The sequence below is a fragment of the Gracilibacillus sp. Marseille-QA3620 genome, assembly GCF_054950035.1.
In genome coordinates, this window is sequence record NZ_CM143102.1 from 4226616 (window position 1) to 4243630 (window position 17015).

The 17015-nt window shown below is 41.9% G+C and carries 14 protein-coding genes; 2 read left to right on the forward strand and 12 right to left on the reverse strand.

The annotated features are described in order from the left end of the window. Positions 1–694 precede the first annotated feature (694 nt). Together ACY8DX_RS21060 and ACY8DX_RS21065 are read left to right on the forward strand one after the other, a co-directional pair. Positions 695–1768 carry a CotS family spore coat protein gene (locus ACY8DX_RS21060; protein WP_442853823.1) on the forward strand — a complete coding sequence of 358 codons (1074 nt, stop codon included), beginning with the start codon at positions 695–697 and terminating at the stop codon, positions 1766–1768. Continuing rightward, positions 1765–3159 carry a glycosyltransferase family 4 protein gene (locus tag ACY8DX_RS21065; RefSeq protein WP_462406016.1) on the forward strand — a complete coding sequence of 465 codons (1395 nt, stop codon included), beginning with the start codon at positions 1765–1767 and terminating at the stop codon, positions 3157–3159. Before ACY8DX_RS21060 ends, ACY8DX_RS21065 begins: the two co-directional genes overlap by 4 nt. Positions 3160–3308: 149 nt before the next feature. Here the strand turns inward: ACY8DX_RS21065 and rlmH are convergent, their stop codons facing one another. The 12 genes from rlmH to ACY8DX_RS21125 all read right to left on the reverse strand — a co-directional run bounded on the left by rlmH (position 3309) and on the right by ACY8DX_RS21125 (position 17011). Beyond that, positions 3309–3788, reverse strand: coding sequence for a 23S rRNA (pseudouridine(1915)-N(3))-methyltransferase RlmH (rlmH, locus tag ACY8DX_RS21070; RefSeq protein WP_462406017.1), 480 nt, complete (start codon positions 3786–3788; stop codon positions 3309–3311). 56 nt (positions 3789–3844) lie between these two features. Further along, a complete protein-coding gene (locus tag ACY8DX_RS21075) occupies positions 3845–4054 on the reverse strand; it encodes a CxxH/CxxC protein (protein WP_462406018.1) in 210 nt (69 codons plus the stop codon). Between the two features lie 71 nt (positions 4055–4125). Next, entirely contained in the window at positions 4126–5322 is a 1197-nt protein-coding gene (locus tag ACY8DX_RS21080; RefSeq protein ID WP_439802311.1) for a S1C family serine protease, read from the reverse strand. Positions 5323–5483: 161 nt separating this feature from the next. Further along, the gene (locus tag ACY8DX_RS21085; protein WP_049672672.1) at positions 5484–6278 is read right to left on the reverse strand and encodes an MBL fold metallo-hydrolase; all 795 of its coding nucleotides are present in this window, start codon (positions 6276–6278) and stop codon (positions 5484–5486) included. Between the two features lie 5 nt (positions 6279–6283). Further along, positions 6284–7072, reverse strand: coding sequence for a two-component system regulatory protein YycI (locus ACY8DX_RS21090; protein WP_049672671.1), 789 nt, complete (start codon positions 7070–7072; stop codon positions 6284–6286). After that, the gene (locus ACY8DX_RS21095; RefSeq protein ID WP_049672670.1) at positions 7059–8378 is read right to left on the reverse strand and encodes a YycH family regulatory protein; all 1320 of its coding nucleotides are present in this window, start codon (positions 8376–8378) and stop codon (positions 7059–7061) included. Before ACY8DX_RS21095 ends, ACY8DX_RS21090 begins: the two co-directional genes overlap by 14 nt. Beyond that, positions 8375–10198, reverse strand: a complete 1824-nt coding sequence (gene walK, locus ACY8DX_RS21100; protein ID WP_439802310.1) for a cell wall metabolism sensor histidine kinase WalK — start codon at positions 10196–10198, stop codon at positions 8375–8377. Before walK ends, ACY8DX_RS21095 begins: the two co-directional genes overlap by 4 nt. Positions 10199–10203: 5 nt before the next feature. Next, positions 10204–10914, reverse strand: a complete 711-nt coding sequence (gene yycF, locus ACY8DX_RS21105; protein WP_049672668.1) for a response regulator YycF — start codon at positions 10912–10914, stop codon at positions 10204–10206. A 606-nt stretch (positions 10915–11520) separates the two neighbouring features. Next, on the reverse strand, positions 11521–12810 hold the full coding sequence (locus tag ACY8DX_RS21110) for an adenylosuccinate synthase (RefSeq protein WP_049672667.1): 1290 nt from the start codon (positions 12808–12810) through the stop codon (positions 11521–11523). A 185-nt stretch (positions 12811–12995) separates the two neighbouring features. Then, a complete protein-coding gene (dnaB, locus tag ACY8DX_RS21115; RefSeq protein ID WP_049672666.1) occupies positions 12996–14360 on the reverse strand; it encodes a replicative DNA helicase in 1365 nt (454 codons plus the stop codon). A gap of 234 nt (positions 14361–14594) precedes the next feature. Continuing rightward, on the reverse strand, positions 14595–15041 hold the full coding sequence (gene rplI, locus ACY8DX_RS21120) for a 50S ribosomal protein L9 (protein ID WP_049672665.1): 447 nt from the start codon (positions 15039–15041) through the stop codon (positions 14595–14597). Then, the gene (locus tag ACY8DX_RS21125; protein ID WP_049672664.1) at positions 15038–17011 is read right to left on the reverse strand and encodes a DHH family phosphoesterase; all 1974 of its coding nucleotides are present in this window, start codon (positions 17009–17011) and stop codon (positions 15038–15040) included. Before ACY8DX_RS21125 ends, rplI begins: the two co-directional genes overlap by 4 nt. Positions 17012–17015: the final 4 nt, after the last annotated feature.

Sequence of the window (17015 nt, forward strand, 5' to 3'; positions counted from 1 at the left end):
GAATTGTCATAGTTAGCAAGTTACATGCAAAGAATTCATATAAAGGATCAGGCCGTTTTATGCCCTACCATACAAGGATTCATTGAAATAGATGATTAATTTGCGAAGAATATCCACGATGCTAGAGTAAGGCTTAATTGGAAATCCCTCTTAATCGTAAAACGATTGCGGTTTCACAAATATCCTACACAGTTATCAATATAGAAAATAAAGAGGACTGGTTTTCCCCAATCTCCTTCTGTATAGGATGACTATGCTTATTCATACATAGAACTTTTATCTAAGTTCATTTCTATCCTGCGGTTTTCCATCTTCTTTAACCAGATGACACAGTTTTGGCATTTTTGATGTTCACTCATTCAAGAAAAATCCCCAACATTATCGAAATTCACTTACTTATGAACCGTTCTCCAAAGCCAATCAAATAAATCTAAAGTATTTTGTTCTTATATCGGACCAAACGCTTCATTTAAAAACGTATTTGATTTCCAATCACTCCCCTAAATTACCAGTTTAATCCGCTTATGGACTGTCCATTCTTGTCCCTTAAGCATATTAATAAACAGTATCTGTAGCTTATTTAAATGAGGTTGCTATTTTTCAAATTGCCTTTTTTTCATGATCTGTAAAGGTATAATTTGCATGGAAAAGGAGAAGTGATACATTGGAGCATCAAATTATTGTACCGTGGGAAATGGACGAATTATCTACTCATGATGAATTTTATGTACCTGATTATATCCATGATATGGGACTAGAGGTTCTTAAACAGTACAATTTAAAAGTTAATAGCATGCAGGTGGTCACAACAAAGCCTGATAAGGGCGGTGCCATATGGAAGTTGGAGACCGATGATGGACCTAAAAGTTTTAAGCTTCTCCATCGAAGACCTACAAGAAGCATGTTTAGTCTTGGTGCCCAAAGGTATTTGGTAGACATAAAAAATGCAAGGGTACCGGGAATTATCACAACCAAATCGGGTGAAGATTATGTTCAGGCCGGAGATAAGTTATGGTTTGTTGCAGAATGGATTGAACCATTAATGCCAGTAACAAAAGACTTAGAAGGCGCAAAACAGCTTTGCTATGCGCTCGGTGAATTTCACCGGTTAAGTCAAGGGTATGTCCCCCCTGCCGGGGCAGAAATTGCCTCAAGATTGTATAAGTGGCCAAAAAGCTACCAAAAAATCCTCAGGAAAATGGATTGGTTCCGAAATGTAGCTATAGCGTATAGTTCAATGCCTGCTAGTCAGGAGCTATTAAATGTTATCGATTTATTTGAAGAACAAGCAAAGAATAGTATCGAAGCATTAAATCAGTCAAAATACTTGGAACTAGTAAAACTCGGTAATACAAATTGGGGTCTGGTTCATCAGGATTACGGCTGGTCAAATGGTCAAATGGGACAGAATGGAATGTGGATTATTGACCTTGATGGTGTAGCATATGATCTTCCCATACGTGACTTAAGGAAATTGATAACAGGAACCATGGCAGATTTATTTAGATGGGATGTAACGTGGATGCGTGAAATGATTCAAGCTTATCACGAGGCAAATCCAATCAGTACAGAGCTATATGACATCTTACTAATTGATTTGTCACTTCCTAGTGAATTTTATAAAAATGTCAAAGAGTTACTATATGAGCCAGAAATATTTTTAGATGAAACAACCTCTCAATTAATTAGAATAATTGTTGATACTGACCAATCCAAATGGCCGGCATTAGAGGAAATTAAAGCTGATTGGAGGAATCAGTCATCATGAAAATTTTAATGATAGCTACTGAAAAACTTCCTGTACCGCCTGTCCTTGGAGGGGCCATTCAAACGTATATTTCCGGAAGCCTTCCACACCTAGCAAAGTCATATAGTATTACTGTTTTAGGAATAACAGACCCATCGCTTCCTAATGAAGAAGTCAAGGATGGCATTAAATATGTCCGAGTACCAGGGAAATTATTGCCGCTCTATCAACAAGGAATCGTTCAATTTTTAGCCTCCAACTCTTTTGACATCATTCACGTTTTTAATCGCCCTCGCCTTGTTATGCCGATTCGAAGCGTTGCACCTCACTCGAAAATTATCCTTAGCATGCACAATGATATGTTTAATCTTGATAAAATCGAATCGAGTGAAGCTCATGCAGCAATAGAAGAAGTCTCTATGATCATAACAATCAGCGACTATGTAGGGAATGTCATCCGCAGCCTCTATCCCGAAGCATCCTCAAAAATCCGCACTATTTATTCAGGTGTTGATTCTGAACGGTTTTTACCCGGCAATCATTCTAAAATGGAATCTATTCGAAATCGGCTTCGTAAAGAACATGGTTTAGAAGATAAGAATGTCATCCTATTTGCAGGAAGACTTTCCGCAAACAAAGGAGTAGATCGGCTAATTCGAGCATTACCCCTGCTTTCAAAAAAACACAAAAACCTAGCCTTGGTTATCGTAGGAGGAAACTGGTTTAGCCAGAACAAAATAACCGATTATGTAGCCTATATTCGATCTTTAGCAAAACAACAAACCGTTCCTGTTGTGACAACAGGCTTTGTATCATCAGCTGATATCCAAGATTGGTTTGCGGCTGCCGATATATTCGTCTGTACCTCTATTTGGCAAGAACCACTCGCACGCGTTCATTATGAAGCAATGGCTTCCGGCCTTCCTATTATAACAACGGTAAGAGGAGGAAACGCAGAGGTCATTATTCCAGGGAAAAATGGCTTTGTAATCGAAGATCCAGAGGACCCAGCAAACTTTGCAGAAAAGATTTCTGAAATATTGTCAAATAAATCATTAATGCAAAGCATGGGGAAAAGAGGAAGAGAACTCGCCATAAGCCATTATAACTGGTCTAGAGTCGCACATGACATTATGGAGGTTTGGGAGCGTACGCTGCAGACGCCTCTTCCTGCACTGCTGCCAGAAGACGAAAGCCTTCAAAATATTACTCCACCAGATGAACCGAGTGATGAAAAGAAGAAAAAGAAGAAGAAAAAACAAGACAAAGATAAAAAAGGTAAACATACAAAGGAGAAACACAAGAAAGATAAACACAACAAAGTAAAGACAAAAAAGAAAGATAAGAATAAAGAATCTAAGAGCCGCAAACTAAAGGGTAAAAAAGATAAGAAACGTAAAAAAACTGACTAATGCTATTAATCAATCGGTGCAGCAACATCTAAAAAACCTGAACTTTTAGGCAATAGATTCATAAAATACCGCCTAAAAGTTCAGGTTGATCATTGGCTGAGATGCCAATATTCAAGTCTATTCTTCAGCCTTTTTTATTAAAACCTCATCTATTTATGATAGGGTTCTCCTCGATTAATCCGAAACGCCCGGTACACCTGTTCCACTAAAATCAATCTCATCAACTGATGCGGGAACGTCATTTTTGAAAATGACAGGGTATCATTTGCCCGCTTCATGACATCCTTACTCAAGCCAAGAGAGCCGCCGATAACGAAGACGATTTTGCTTTTGCCGTATATAGCGAGCTTGTCGAGTGTGTCAGCAAGTTCCTCAGATGATTTCATTTTCCCTTCAATGGCAAGGGCGATAACATGGGCATCATCTGGAACTTTAGCAAGGATTCTCTCCCCTTCTTTTCCTTTCACCTGAAGCATTTCTTGTTCGCTTAAGGTTTCAGGAGCTTTTTCATCGGGTATTTCAATGATATCAATTTTGGCATAGGCCGATAGTCTCTTCGTGTATTCCTCTATTCCTTGTTTCAAGTATTTCTCCTTCAATTTACCTACCGTTACAATCGAGATATTCACAGTTCATCCTCACTTTACAAACAACTTATCCACAAATGTTATCCACATATACACAGTTACCCTCCACATATTGTGTCCGAATGTTCGTTCGCCACAACATATACAGCTGGTTTTCCACAGTATTCACAGGTGAATTCGCCCGAATTGTGAGTAACTTTTCCTCCTTCTTCATCAGAAAGGTTGTTGATAAATGGAGGTACTTCTGCCTCATCCACGATATTATCGAGTCCTACTTCCACATGCTCTGCACAGCAATAAATTTTCATTTCAATCTCTCCATTCTTTTTTCAATAGGGAAAGCAGGGCACCGTCTACAGTCCCCTGCTTCCGTCAACTATTATTGTAAGTCAGCTTCCGCCAACGTCATTTCCGTTGTTTGAACCTTGCCGTTACGGTAATACTTCACCTTCATCGTATCACCAATCTTCTTCTCAGCATATAAGTGTTTTCTTAAGGATGGTACATCTGGTATTGCATCACCATCCAGCTCAACAATGACATCATATTCCTTCAATCCAGCTTTCTCAGCTGGTGAACCTGGCTCGACACTTGCTATGACTACCCCTTCCGTTATCTTGGACGGTAGATTCAATGTTGCATCCTGTTGATAGCTTGTCACTTCGCTCAATGACCGTAAAGATGTCCCCATATAAGCCCGTTTCACCTTTCCATGGGCTTCAAGGTCCTCGATGATTGGAATGGCATAATTGATGGGGATTGACAAACCTATACCCTCAACAGAGGATTCAGCAATTTTCATTGAGTTTATGCCAATCACCTGGCCGTTGATATTAACAAGCGCTCCTCCACTGTTACCAGGATTAATAGCCGCATCTGTTTGAATGACCTCTGCGTTCCAATCCTCAATCCCGTCTGAATTGACATCAATAGGGATTGTTCGATTTAAGCCAGAAATAATTCCTTGGGTCACCGATCCAGAAAAGTTCAGCCCAAGCGGATTTCCAATCGCAATAACGGGCTCGCCAGACTTTAGTTTATCAGAATTTCCGAACTGTGCAACGGTATCGACCCCTTTGTCGTCAATCTGAATGACGGCCAAGTCGGTCCATACATCGCTGCCTAGCAGCTTTGCCTCTGTCTTTGTTCCATCTGTCAATGTCACCTCAAGCGTGCTTGCTCCTTCAACGACATGATTATTGGTCACAATGAAGGCTTTTCCATTTTCCTTTTTATAAATAACACCGGAGCCTGTTCCTGCTTCCGTCTCCTCATTAAAGAAACTAGAGCCTTGAATATTCGTTATGCCAATAACTGCATCAGCTGCTTTTTCGACCGCCTTTGTAACATCTGTGGTCACATCCACTGAGAGATTTTGCGTCAGACTGGATGTTCCGTTATTTTGGTTTATGGAACCAGGATTGTTCTGTCCATTTCCGCCAGTAAGATTGCCGCTTAAGAAGAGGACAAGCAAGGCCCCAATAATCGAACCAATGAGACCTGATACGAAATATCCGCCCTTCCCTTGGCTTTTCTGCCGCCTGAACTGGTTATCATCTTGATCATAATAGCCCATCCACACACATTCCTTTCAGCTTGAACTCAATTTACCTTCTATTATTTGTTTATTTCCATAATATAAACCGTAAATTACTGTTTCAACTCTTTCGCTTATTCTTTTCCCTGCTGAATGGAAGATTATGTGCGGTCAAAAAAATAACAGAGATACTCTCTCTGTTATAGCTCAATTAATTCAGTTGGCTCGTTAGGATCAGTATCATATAAGCTAAATTGCTCTCCGACACGAATCCCCTTTGTCTCTAGCGTTTGGGCAACAGACATTTGGGCAAGGTCCTTCATATTATTATCTTTGCTTAAATGGGCCAGATAAAACCGCTTTGTCCGATCACCTGCGACCTCACTCATGGCAATTGCTGCATCTTCATTGCACACATGGCCTACATCGCTTAGAATTCGGCGCTTAACGCTCCACGGATACCGACCCATCCGCAGCATGCCTACATCATGATTGCTCTCAAATATATACATATCTGCATTATGGATGATTCCTTTCATCCTGTCGCTCACATAGCCTGTGTCTGTAATCGTTACAAGCTTCTTATCTCCATGATGGAAGACATAGAACATCGGCTCAGCTGCATCATGGGAAACACCGAACGATTCTACATCCAGCTCACCGAATGTCTTCACGGTCTCCATCCCAAATTCGAACTTCTGCTCAGTTGGAATTTCCCCAATCAAGCCCTCCATTGCCTTCCACGTATTCGCATTCGCATAAATCGGTAATTGATATTTTCGAGCCATGATACCAAGGCCCTTAATATGGTCGCTATGTTCATGGGTCACGAAAATGCCTGAGAGATCCTCAGGCTTTTTATTAATCTTTCCTAATAACTCTACCATTTTCTTGCCGCTCAAGCCGGCATCGACGAGAAAGGAATTCCCCCCGCATTCTACATAAAGAGAATTTCCCGTGCTCCCGCTGGCGAGAACGCTGAATTGCATTGACATATTCCTCACTCCGTTAAATTCTCTTCTTCTGTATTCAATACTTCACTATCGGTTCCTTTAACGAAATAATCCTCCTGTCCATTCACCTTGAAATGCCAGGTTGGCACAAGCACCAAGATTTCAGACTCCGTCACTTCAATCAGCGTGTAATACCCCAGCTCAGGATCTGTGACTTTGCTGCCATTCGTTAAATATCCATTCGTCAGCAAGCTTCCCAATGCTTTCACAGCTGGGTCGATGGCTTGATTATCGTTAAATTCCTCGATATTATCGAGCATGGTCTGCTCATAACTCACTACTTGATCTTTCTCATTCAATTGAAAGACGATCTGGGCGTTCTGATTATTAAAAAGCATCCGCCCATTATAAACTTGATTATAAATAATGGATTGGCCTTCCTTGCGCCAAAACTTATAAGAATCACCAGCTGTTATATTTTTCTCCATAAATGTTTGCAGTTCGTAATATTTCCCCTCGCCTGTTCCAATTGCTATCGGTTTCTCTAGTTGGGAAAGAATTGTGTGTTCGTCACCAAGAACAGCATCTTGATTCTTGAGACCTCGGATATCACTTTCTGTGAATACCTTTGCCTTTGCACTAATCGTTTTCTCAGTAACAGACCCGCTTGGCATGGATGAGTACACTATACCAGCATCCTTCAGCTTTTCCTCAAGGGTTGTTTCTTTATTGATTTCAAGCTTGGCTGCCTTGAAATCAATGAACTGATAAAGAAGAAAAATATCTAGAATGAGGAAGACAATAATGAATAGACTCTTTGTTTTATTCCAATCCATCCAAGATGCCTCCCTTAGTCTTATCCGTTATCGTTACCCAGGACTGGTCGTAATAGAAATACCATGTCGGTTTTAAGACGATAATATCTGTGCCAGTACTCTCATCAATCGTCATCATATACCCGATCGTCATGTCGGTGAGCTTATCTGGATTATATTGCTTGCTCATGCTTTCTTTAAAGACGGCGAGCGCATCCTCCGCTGCTGGCAAAGTATTCTCACTTTGTGTCAGAGCCTTATCACCGAGATACACATATGGACGCTCATACACCTTCACATTCTCCGTGCCCCATTCAACATCATATTCTGAGATACCTGTGTCATTAAATACAGGCAGGCCGGATATATAGAGGCGATAGAGGATATCTCTATTTCTCTCATCCAATGCAGCATAACGATATCGTTGATCCCAGCCTGCATGGGTGTTAATCCAATCAATACTTCTTTGGAGGATATGAGTATCTGTATTTTTCTCTTCCTTTGCACCCACAGCAAGGTTCTTATACTCAATCATCATGGTTTTGGAGTTTGCCTTCAGGAGGCTTGATCCATCTGTATAAAAATCGCCTTCCTGTTTCACTGTATCAGGAACAGAGAATAAGGCCTTCATGAAACTTGTTGCGGATACAAATTTGGTTAAATAGCTGTATCCTGTTACCTTTTGCCTGCCAGCTGGCACAATAACAGATTGTTGATCGGTAATGGCAATCTTCTCATACCTTACATAATTCTCTGTCTTTGCATAGGAAGAAGCAAACTGCTCAAGCACCTCAGGTTCAAGAGCTGCTGTCACTACTGTCTCTTCATCCTCTGAAATGAAATAAACCGCATGATTACTATCACCGATGTTCTCCGTAAAGACCACAATTCGGTCAAAGTTGATATCTGGCACGCTGCTATCTTCAATCTTCAAATACTTTTTATAGAAGGATAAAGGCACATGATCATTGAATATGACTTCAATCGCCCCATCCTGCTCCATTAATTCCTTTATAGATTTCACATCATATTTCTCAGATTGGTTCTGGAAATTAAAGAGACTAAACCGTTTGATGGAATCAATCATTTCCGGCACCAGTTCATCCGAATAGGTTCCGTAATAGGAGCCTCGGGTATGGTACAGTACCTTGACCGGCTGCACGACCTCATCAGGCTCCATATTGCCATTGCTCGTAATTTTCGTCTGGACATATTGAGAGCTGTCAATCTCATAAGTCGGCTGATAGAACCAATATGACCAAGTAAGCAATCCGCTGATTACAATTAAGGAGAACAATAAAATATTTTTTAATCCTTCCCAGCTCATTCCCAATCATCCTCTTGTAAAGGTTCATATGGAAGCGTAAAGAAGACGGTTGTCCCTTTTCCTTCCTCGCTTGATGCCCATATTTGCCCCTTATGTGCTTCAATCATTTCTTTTGCGATAGCAAGACCTAAGCCGGTGCCGCCCATCTTCCGTGAGCGTGCTTTGTCGACACGGTAGAATCGCTCAAAAATTCGTGAGACATTCTCTTTTGGAATTCCCATTCCCTCATCGCGGACGCTGACTTCAATATTTGGTCCAATGACCTGAAGCTTAAAGGTAACCTGTCCGCCCTCTGGGGAATACTTTAAGGCATTGGAAATGATATTATCAAGTACCTGCGTTATTTTGTCTTCATCAATCTCCACACCAATTGATTCATCAGGAATAAGACGCTTGAAGGTCACATCCCTAGATTTTGTCATTTCAAAACGGTCAATCACACGATGGAAGTATCGGCCAAAGTCTACCCACGTTGTCGATAATTGATAATCTGTGCTATCGAGCTTAGACAATTGAAGAAGGTCATTCACCAAACGAATCATCCGTTCTGTTTCTGTCTGAGCTGTATTCAAGAATTTCGGTGCAAGCTCCTCATCATGCATCGCACCTTCTGCCAATGCCTCAAGATAGCTTCGCATTGTCGTCAATGGCGTTCGCAATTCATGAGATACATTGGCTACGAATTCTCTACGTTCCTCATCAATCTTTTCCTGTTCGGTAATATCATGCAAAACGACAATCAATCCATTCACAAAGCCTGTTTCACGCTGAATAATGGAGAAGTTTGCTCTTAAATATAACAGCTTTTTATCAGAGCTGTGATCTAAAATAATCGATTCCTTTTCATTCAATAGCTGATTAAATGTATAGGAATCTTCTAATCCTAATACTTCTGTCACTGGCTTCGATAAAGATGTTTCACGTGAAACCTTCAGCATGGAAAGAGCCGTATCATTAATTAAAATGACACGTCCTCGCCTGTCAGTCGTCAGCACCCCATCTGTCATATTGGTTAGAACAGATGATAGCTTCCGCTTCTCTGCCTCTGTTGTGGCTTGAGCATCCTGAAGCTTCTTCGTCAAGTTGTTGAAGGCCACAGCCAGCTGCCCAATCTCATCATCACTATAGACTTTTACTTTTCGAGAATAGTTTCCGCGTGACATCGCCATTGTTTGCCTTCTCATGTCCGAGATTGGCTTGGTAATCGTCTGAGCTAGCAAAACACCCAATATAGCTGTTACAGCCAGGGAGATAATTGTGGCCTTTGCCATAATCGTGTTGATTTGTTCAAGCTCTTCATAGACATTCTCAATCTTCGTTATTAAGTACAGATTGCCAATGACAACATCATCCTCTGTCATGAGCGGCTCAGACCATAGGAGAATTCGTTCGGCAGTACCCGCATCTATCCGAATATCCTTCTGAGCCGTCCCCTGATTAAAGGCCGTCATGACCATCTTATCGTTAAAACGAGTTCCGACAATATCCTGATTCTCAGCAGAGGAGCCGATGACCTTGTAATCTTGGTCCATGACACGAATCTCCAAAATATCATCAGAATCATAATCCCCAATGGTGGTTTCAATATCCTCCATCAAAGTCGGATCACCGACCTTACGCGTTTCGGTGATCTCCTTCTCAAGACTATATTTCAAAATCGTAACCCGCTCTTGAATAGAGCTCTTGAAGCTGTCTAATAACTGCTGCTCCAGGCGCTGGGCAAAATAAACACCAATAATCTGCATCGCTACAAAGATTAGAAGCAAATAGATTAATACGAATTTAAAGTAAATCGATTTAAAAAAGCCGACTTTTTTCATAAGAGTTACTCCTGTTCTGGGTGACGGAGATAATAGCCAACTCCTCTTCTCGTAACAATCCATGCCGGATGGCTCGGATTATCCTCTATCTTCTCCCTTAGACGTCTAACTGTAACGTCGACTGTTCTTACATCTCCGTAGTAATCATAGCCCCATACTGTTTGCAGAAGATGCTCCCGTGTCATAACTTGTCCAATATGCTTCGCTAAATAGAAAAGCAGCTCGAATTCACGATGAGTGAGTTCGATTGTCTCCCCTCTTTTCGATACCATATAGGAATCTGGGTGAATAACCAGATTGCCGACAGTGATTTCGTTCGTTTCCTCCTGCTCATCCTGCTGGGTTGCCGCATGCTTCTGTCGGCGAAGATTTGCCTTAACACGCGCAATCAACTCACGCGTACTGAAAGGCTTTGTCACATAGTCATCTGCTCCAAGCTCAAGACCGAGCACTTTATCGATTTCAGAATCCTTCGCGGTCAGCATGATGATTGGCATATCGTATTTCTTTCTTACCTCCCGGCACACTTCCATTCCATCCTGCTGCGGGAGCATAATATCAAGTAAAATCAAATCAGGTTGTATCTCTTCAACGAGCTTGATTGCATCATTGCCATCATAAGCACAATACACCTCAAACCCTTCCTTCTTTAAATTAAACTGGAGTATGTCAGCAATTGGTTTCTCATCATCAACGACTAAAATTTTCTTATCCATTACAGCGACTCCTTTACCTAGCTTATAAATCTATATAAAAATAGGACAAGACTTGTCCCATTTTCTATAAACTCCTTCAAACTTACTTTATCATTTCTCCTTGATTAGGTCACCTTTTTAAGAAAAAATCCAGTTATCTACTGGAATAAGCGATAAATACCAATTTCCTTATATTCCCGCAAACAAAGCTTTGTAAACAGGCTGCTCCGCTCATATTTTCACTTTTTTATCATTTTCTTTGCTGTTTGTACCTGTATTTCCTTTCCATTCGTATCAATGAAATCTTATACAAAAAAAAAAGAGGTTGGAACATGACTGAATTTGCCGTGTCCAAGTACGAATGTTGCGCTGACATCTAGGCTTGATTAATCTAAATCGCTGATCCTCGTTGCAGGCGGCTGAATCTAAGGGCGGACGGGGGTGCTTTGGCAATCTGCGTGGTCACCCCTGTCCGCTGACCACGCAGGAGTCAACAGCTTGAAACGTTAATTACCGGTATTCTACTATCATCATTCATTTTTAACAGAGCTAAGGAAAAAAGGACTGAGAATATGTATTCTCAGTCCTTTTTTGTACAAGCTCGGCAAGGCTGCCTTGCTATCCTTATTAAAGTCCGTATGGGTTGCGCAATACATTGGTTTGATTGCGGTCTGGTCCAACAGAGAAAATGGACAATGGAATGCCTGTCAACTGTGATACGCGTTCCAGGTAAGTTCTAGCATTCGCTGGGAGGTCTGAGAGCGTCTTCGCTCCTGTAATATCCTCCGTCCAGCCAGGAAGCTCCTCATAGACCGGCTCACATTCAGCTAGCACTTTCAGACTTGCCGGGAACTCTTCCATGATTTGTCCTTTGTAGCGGTAAGCCACACAAATCTTCAATGTCTCAATACCAGTCAAGACATCAATGGAGTTCAAGGAAAGGTCAGTCAATCCGCTCACACGGCGGGCATGTCTTACAACAACACTGTCGAACCAGCCAACACGACGCGGGCGTCCAGTTGTTGTCCCGTACTCTCTTCCTACCTCCCTGATCTGGTCGCCAATCTCATTGTGAAGCTCAGTTGGGAAAGGTCCATCCCCTACACGAGTTGTGTATGCTTTGCACACACCGACAACATGATTGATTTTGGACGGGCCGACACCAGCTCCGATTGTGACTCCCCCAGCTACTGGGTTAGAGGAAGTAACAAATGGATAAGTACCTTGGTCAATATCAAGCATAACCCCTTGTGCACCTTCAAAAAGAACGCGACGACCCTCATCAAGGGCATCATTTAAAACAACAGATGTATCACATACATATTTCTTGATCTGCTGTCCATACTCATAATATTCTTCAAAGAAATCAGCTAGGGTAAATCCTTCTGTCTCATAGAATTTCTCGAGCATCCGGTTCTTTTCCTCTAGATTTCGTGTCAATTTTTCTTCAAATACTTCACGATCAAGCAAGTCAGCAATGCGGATGCCGATACGGGCAGCTTTATCCATATAAGCAGGCCCAATGCCTTTTTTCGTTGTACCAATCTTATTGGCTCCCTTGCGTTCTTCTTCTACCTCATCCAGCTTCAAGTGATAGGGAAGAATAACGTGAGCACGATTAGAAATACGAAGATTGTCGGTAGAAACACCGCGTTCATGTAAATAAGCAAGCTCTCCGATTAAAGCCTTTGGATCAACGACCATCCCATTACCGATAACGGAAATTTTGTCCTTATAGAAAATTCCTGATGGAATTAAATGTAGCTTATATGTTTCGCCATTAAACTTAATAGTATGTCCTGCGTTATTGCCCCCTTGATAACGAGCAATGACTTCTGCATTTTCAGAGAGAAAATCAGTGATCTTCCCTTTCCCTTCGTCTCCCCACTGTGTACCAACTACAACTACTGAAGACATTCTGACACCTCCAAAATTTATGAGCAATCAGCATATGCTTTTTGCTTAACAAACATACTTAGTGTACCAATATCGAGCAGGATTATCAAGAAAAACACGAACATTTTTATTGGATAATTAAAGTATGTTCGTAATTATTTTAGGGATATAAAAAATCCGCCCCATTCAGGCAGCGGATTCTCTTATTATGCACCAGTCGGAAACGCGTCATTCTCAAACCTTCGTTCCAGATTGACGAATTTATTGTATTCTTTCACAAAGGCAAGCTGCACCGTACCGACCGGGCCATTCCTCTGTTTCGCAATAATGATTTCAATGACATTTTGATTCTCTGTTTCTTTATCATAGTAGTCTTCCCTGTAGAGGAAGGCTACGATATCGGCATCCTGCTCAATACTCCCGGATTCACGAATATCAGACATCATTGGACGTTTATCTTGACGCTGCTCCACTCCACGGGAAAGCTGGGAAAGGGCAATAACCGGCACCTCAAGCTCACGGGCCAGCGCCTTTAAGGAACGGGAAATCTCAGATACCTCCTGCTGCCTGTTCTCACCGGAACGGCCATTCCCTTGGATTAGCTGCAAGTAGTCAATCAAGATCATGCCAAGACCATGCTCCTGTTTAAGACGACGGCATTTAGAGCGGATTTCACTAATGCGAACCCCCGGTGTATCATCAATAAAGATTCCTGAATTGGACAGGCTCCCCATCGCAAGCGTTAGCTTTCTCCAATCCTCATCTGTCAATGAGCCTGTACGTAAGTTCTGGGCATTAATATTCCCCTCAGCGCATAGCATACGCATGACAAGCTGTTCAGCTCCCATCTCCAGGGAGAAGATGGCAACATTCTCATCGGTTTTTGTTGCGACGTTTTGGGCAATATTTAAGGCAAAGGCTGTTTTACCAACAGATGGACGTGCAGCGACAATGATCAGATCATTACGCTGGAATCCCGCTGTCATCTTATCTAAATCATTAAACCCTGTCGGAATACCAGTAATATCACCGACACGATTATGCAAAAGTTCAATATTATCATATGTCCGAACAAGGACATCCTTAATATTATGGAAGGCACCCGCATTTTTGCGTGAAGCAACCTCCATAATGCTCTTTTCTGCTTCTCCAAGCAGGCTTTCCACTTCATCCTCACGTGAATAACCATCTTGAACGATTCCCGTCGCCGTATTAATCAATCGGCGCAGTACAGATTTCTCTTCTACGATTCGAGCGTAATACTCAATATTAGCCGCTGTTGGCACAGAAGAGGCAAGCTCTGTTAAATAAGACACACCGCCAACTTCTTCAAGCTGTTTCGTTGCGCTAAGCTCTTCTGTTACCGTCACTAGGTCGACGGCTTTCCCCGTGTCATTCAGCTTGAGCATAACGAGGAAAATCTTTTGATGTGCGCTTCGATAAAAGTCCTCCGGAAGAAGAATCTCCGAAGCTAGTATAAGTGAGGAAGGCACAAGAAAGATTGCTCCTAATACAGCCTGTTCGGCTTCCACGTTTTGTGGCGGTACCAAATCAGTAAAGAGCTCATTCATTCGGCAAACCCCCTTTGTATAATAAGGCCCTTCTGACAATCGTTCATGCCTGGGCATCTCTAATATCATTCATACTGTTTGTTCTTCTATTGTATATGGAAATGAACAGAATAGGTATAGGTAATTATTTATTAATTTATCCACTAAAATCTATCATACTAAAAAAAAGTGATGAAATCAGCTTTTGAGCTTTTCATCACTTTTTTTCTGAAATTATTTCCCGGAAAATGTCGCTTATTGTTCCTTGACGTGTACATTTAAGGTAGCTGTCACTTCATGATGAAGCTTAACAGGCACCTTTGTGTAACCTAAAGATTTAATCGGATTTTCAAGATCAATCTTCCGTTTATCCAGCTTCACTTTATGTTGCTTTTGCATGGCATCAGCAATTTGCTTGCTTGTAATGGAGCCAAAGATGCGGCCGCCGTCGCCAGATTTCGCTTGAAGCTCAACTGTAAGCTTTTCTAAGCTCTCTTTTAGTTTCTTCGCATTTTCAAGCTCTTCCTGGGCAACCTGAGCCTCTTTATTCTTTTGGTTCTCTAATGTCTTCATATTGCCGCCTGTTGCTTCTACAGCGAGTCCTTGTTTAAGCAGGAAATTATGGGCGTATCCGTCAGCCACATTTTTAATTTCCCCTTTTTTCCCTTTACCTTTTACATCTTTCAAGAAAATAACTCTCATGAAATGGTACCTCCTTCTAATTGCTCATCAATTGCTTCTTTCAGCATTTGTTCTGCCTTCAGCATGGATATTTTTTCAAGCTGAGTTGCCGCATTTGTTAAATGACCGCCGCCCCCGAGCTGCTCCATGATGACTTGAACATTGACCTCACCAAGCGACCTTGCACTAACACCAATAATGTCTTCTTCCTTCTTCGCAAGCACGAATGAGGCAGATACACCTTCCATAGACAGCAATGTATCTGCTGCTTGGGCAATCAGCACCTGATCAACATAGCCCGATACCTCTCCGCTTGCAATAGCGACGCCATCCTTGTAGAAATACACATTGCTCAAAAGCTTTGCCCGCTGCAGGTAAGAATCTACACTCTCCTTTAGGAGCCTCTGAACCATGATGGTATCAGCTCCATGGCCTCTTAAGAATGAAGCCGCATCAAAGGTACGCGAACCAGTTCGGAACGTAAAGGATTTCGTATCCACGATAATCCCTGCCAATAAGGCGGTGGATTCAAGCATTTCCAACTTAACCCGGCTCGGTTGATACTCAATCAACTCTGTCACAAGCTCAGCCGTAGAGGACGCATATGGCTCCATATAGACAAGAAGGGAATTATCAATGAATTCCTCCCCTCGCCGGTGGTGATCGATCACCACAATCTTCTCTGTACGAGAAATGATTCTGTCATCGATGACCAGGCTTGGTTTATGTGTATCTACGACAACCAGCAGTGTCTTCTCGGTAATAAGCTCTACACCATTCTCAGGTGATATAAACATGGCATCGAGCTCCGGCTTCTGCTTAATCTCACAGAGCAGTCTCTTAACGCCTGAATCGAGCTCATCCCGATCAAGGATGATATAACCGTCGCGGTCATTCATCTGGGCAATCTTCAATACACCAAGAGAAGAGCCTATGGCATCCATATCAGGGAATTTATGCCCCATTATAATGACCTTATCGCTGTCAATAATCAAGTCACGAAGTGCATGGGAAATAACTCTTGCTCGGACACGCGTCCGTTTCTCCATCGGATTCGTTTTGCCCCCGTAGAATTTCACCTTCCCATTTGGCAGCTTGATGGCTGCCTGGTCCCCACCTCTTCCTAACGCAAGGTCAAGACTGGATTGAGCTATAACACCAAGGTCAGGCAAGGATGGAATTCCACTGCCGATACCGATGCTGAGTGTAAGCGGCACATTCTGTTTAGCTGTCGTTTCCCTTACATCATCAAGGATAGAAAACTTTGTCTTTTCCAGCTCAGTAAGGATGTTTTCATTCATTACTGCAATGAACCGATCTGAGGATATCCTTTTCAAAAAAACACCGTATTCCTTCGCCCAATTATTCAGCAAGGATGTAACGAAGCTATTAAGCCCGCTTTTCCGCTGATCATCCATCCCTTGGGTCACATCATCATAGTTATCAAGGAAGATGATTCCAATAACAGTCTGTTCATCCTCATACAGCTTCTCAATCTCTGTTTGCTCAGTCACATCAAAGAAATAAAGCAGCTTCTCATCCGGTTTATGGACGATACGGTATTCCCGATTATAAAATGTCAGGATGGTCTCGGTCTCCTGTTTGCGGAGAAAAGGAAGCAGCGGTTCTGCCGCCTGTTCTATATACTTGCCTACCAAAGTATCCTCTTCAAGGCATTTGGCCATATATGGATTGGCCCACTCAACTAAAAACTCATCATTGTACAATAAAATGCCAATAGGCATTTCTAAAAGCGCTTCCTCTCCAACCCTCTTTAACCGATAAGAAAGGGTAGAGATGTATACCTCTGTTTCTTTTCGTACTGCAGACTCAATCTGCAGAATCAAAAAGAAAAAGGTGACAAAGAGCAAAGAAGCCACTAATGCAAAAATCCAATTATAATAAGCAAGGATGCCAACAATCATCACGCTTACGCTTATCAAAGCGTAAATCGGATAGCGAATCGCTTGCTTTTTTAAATAAGACGGCATGGTT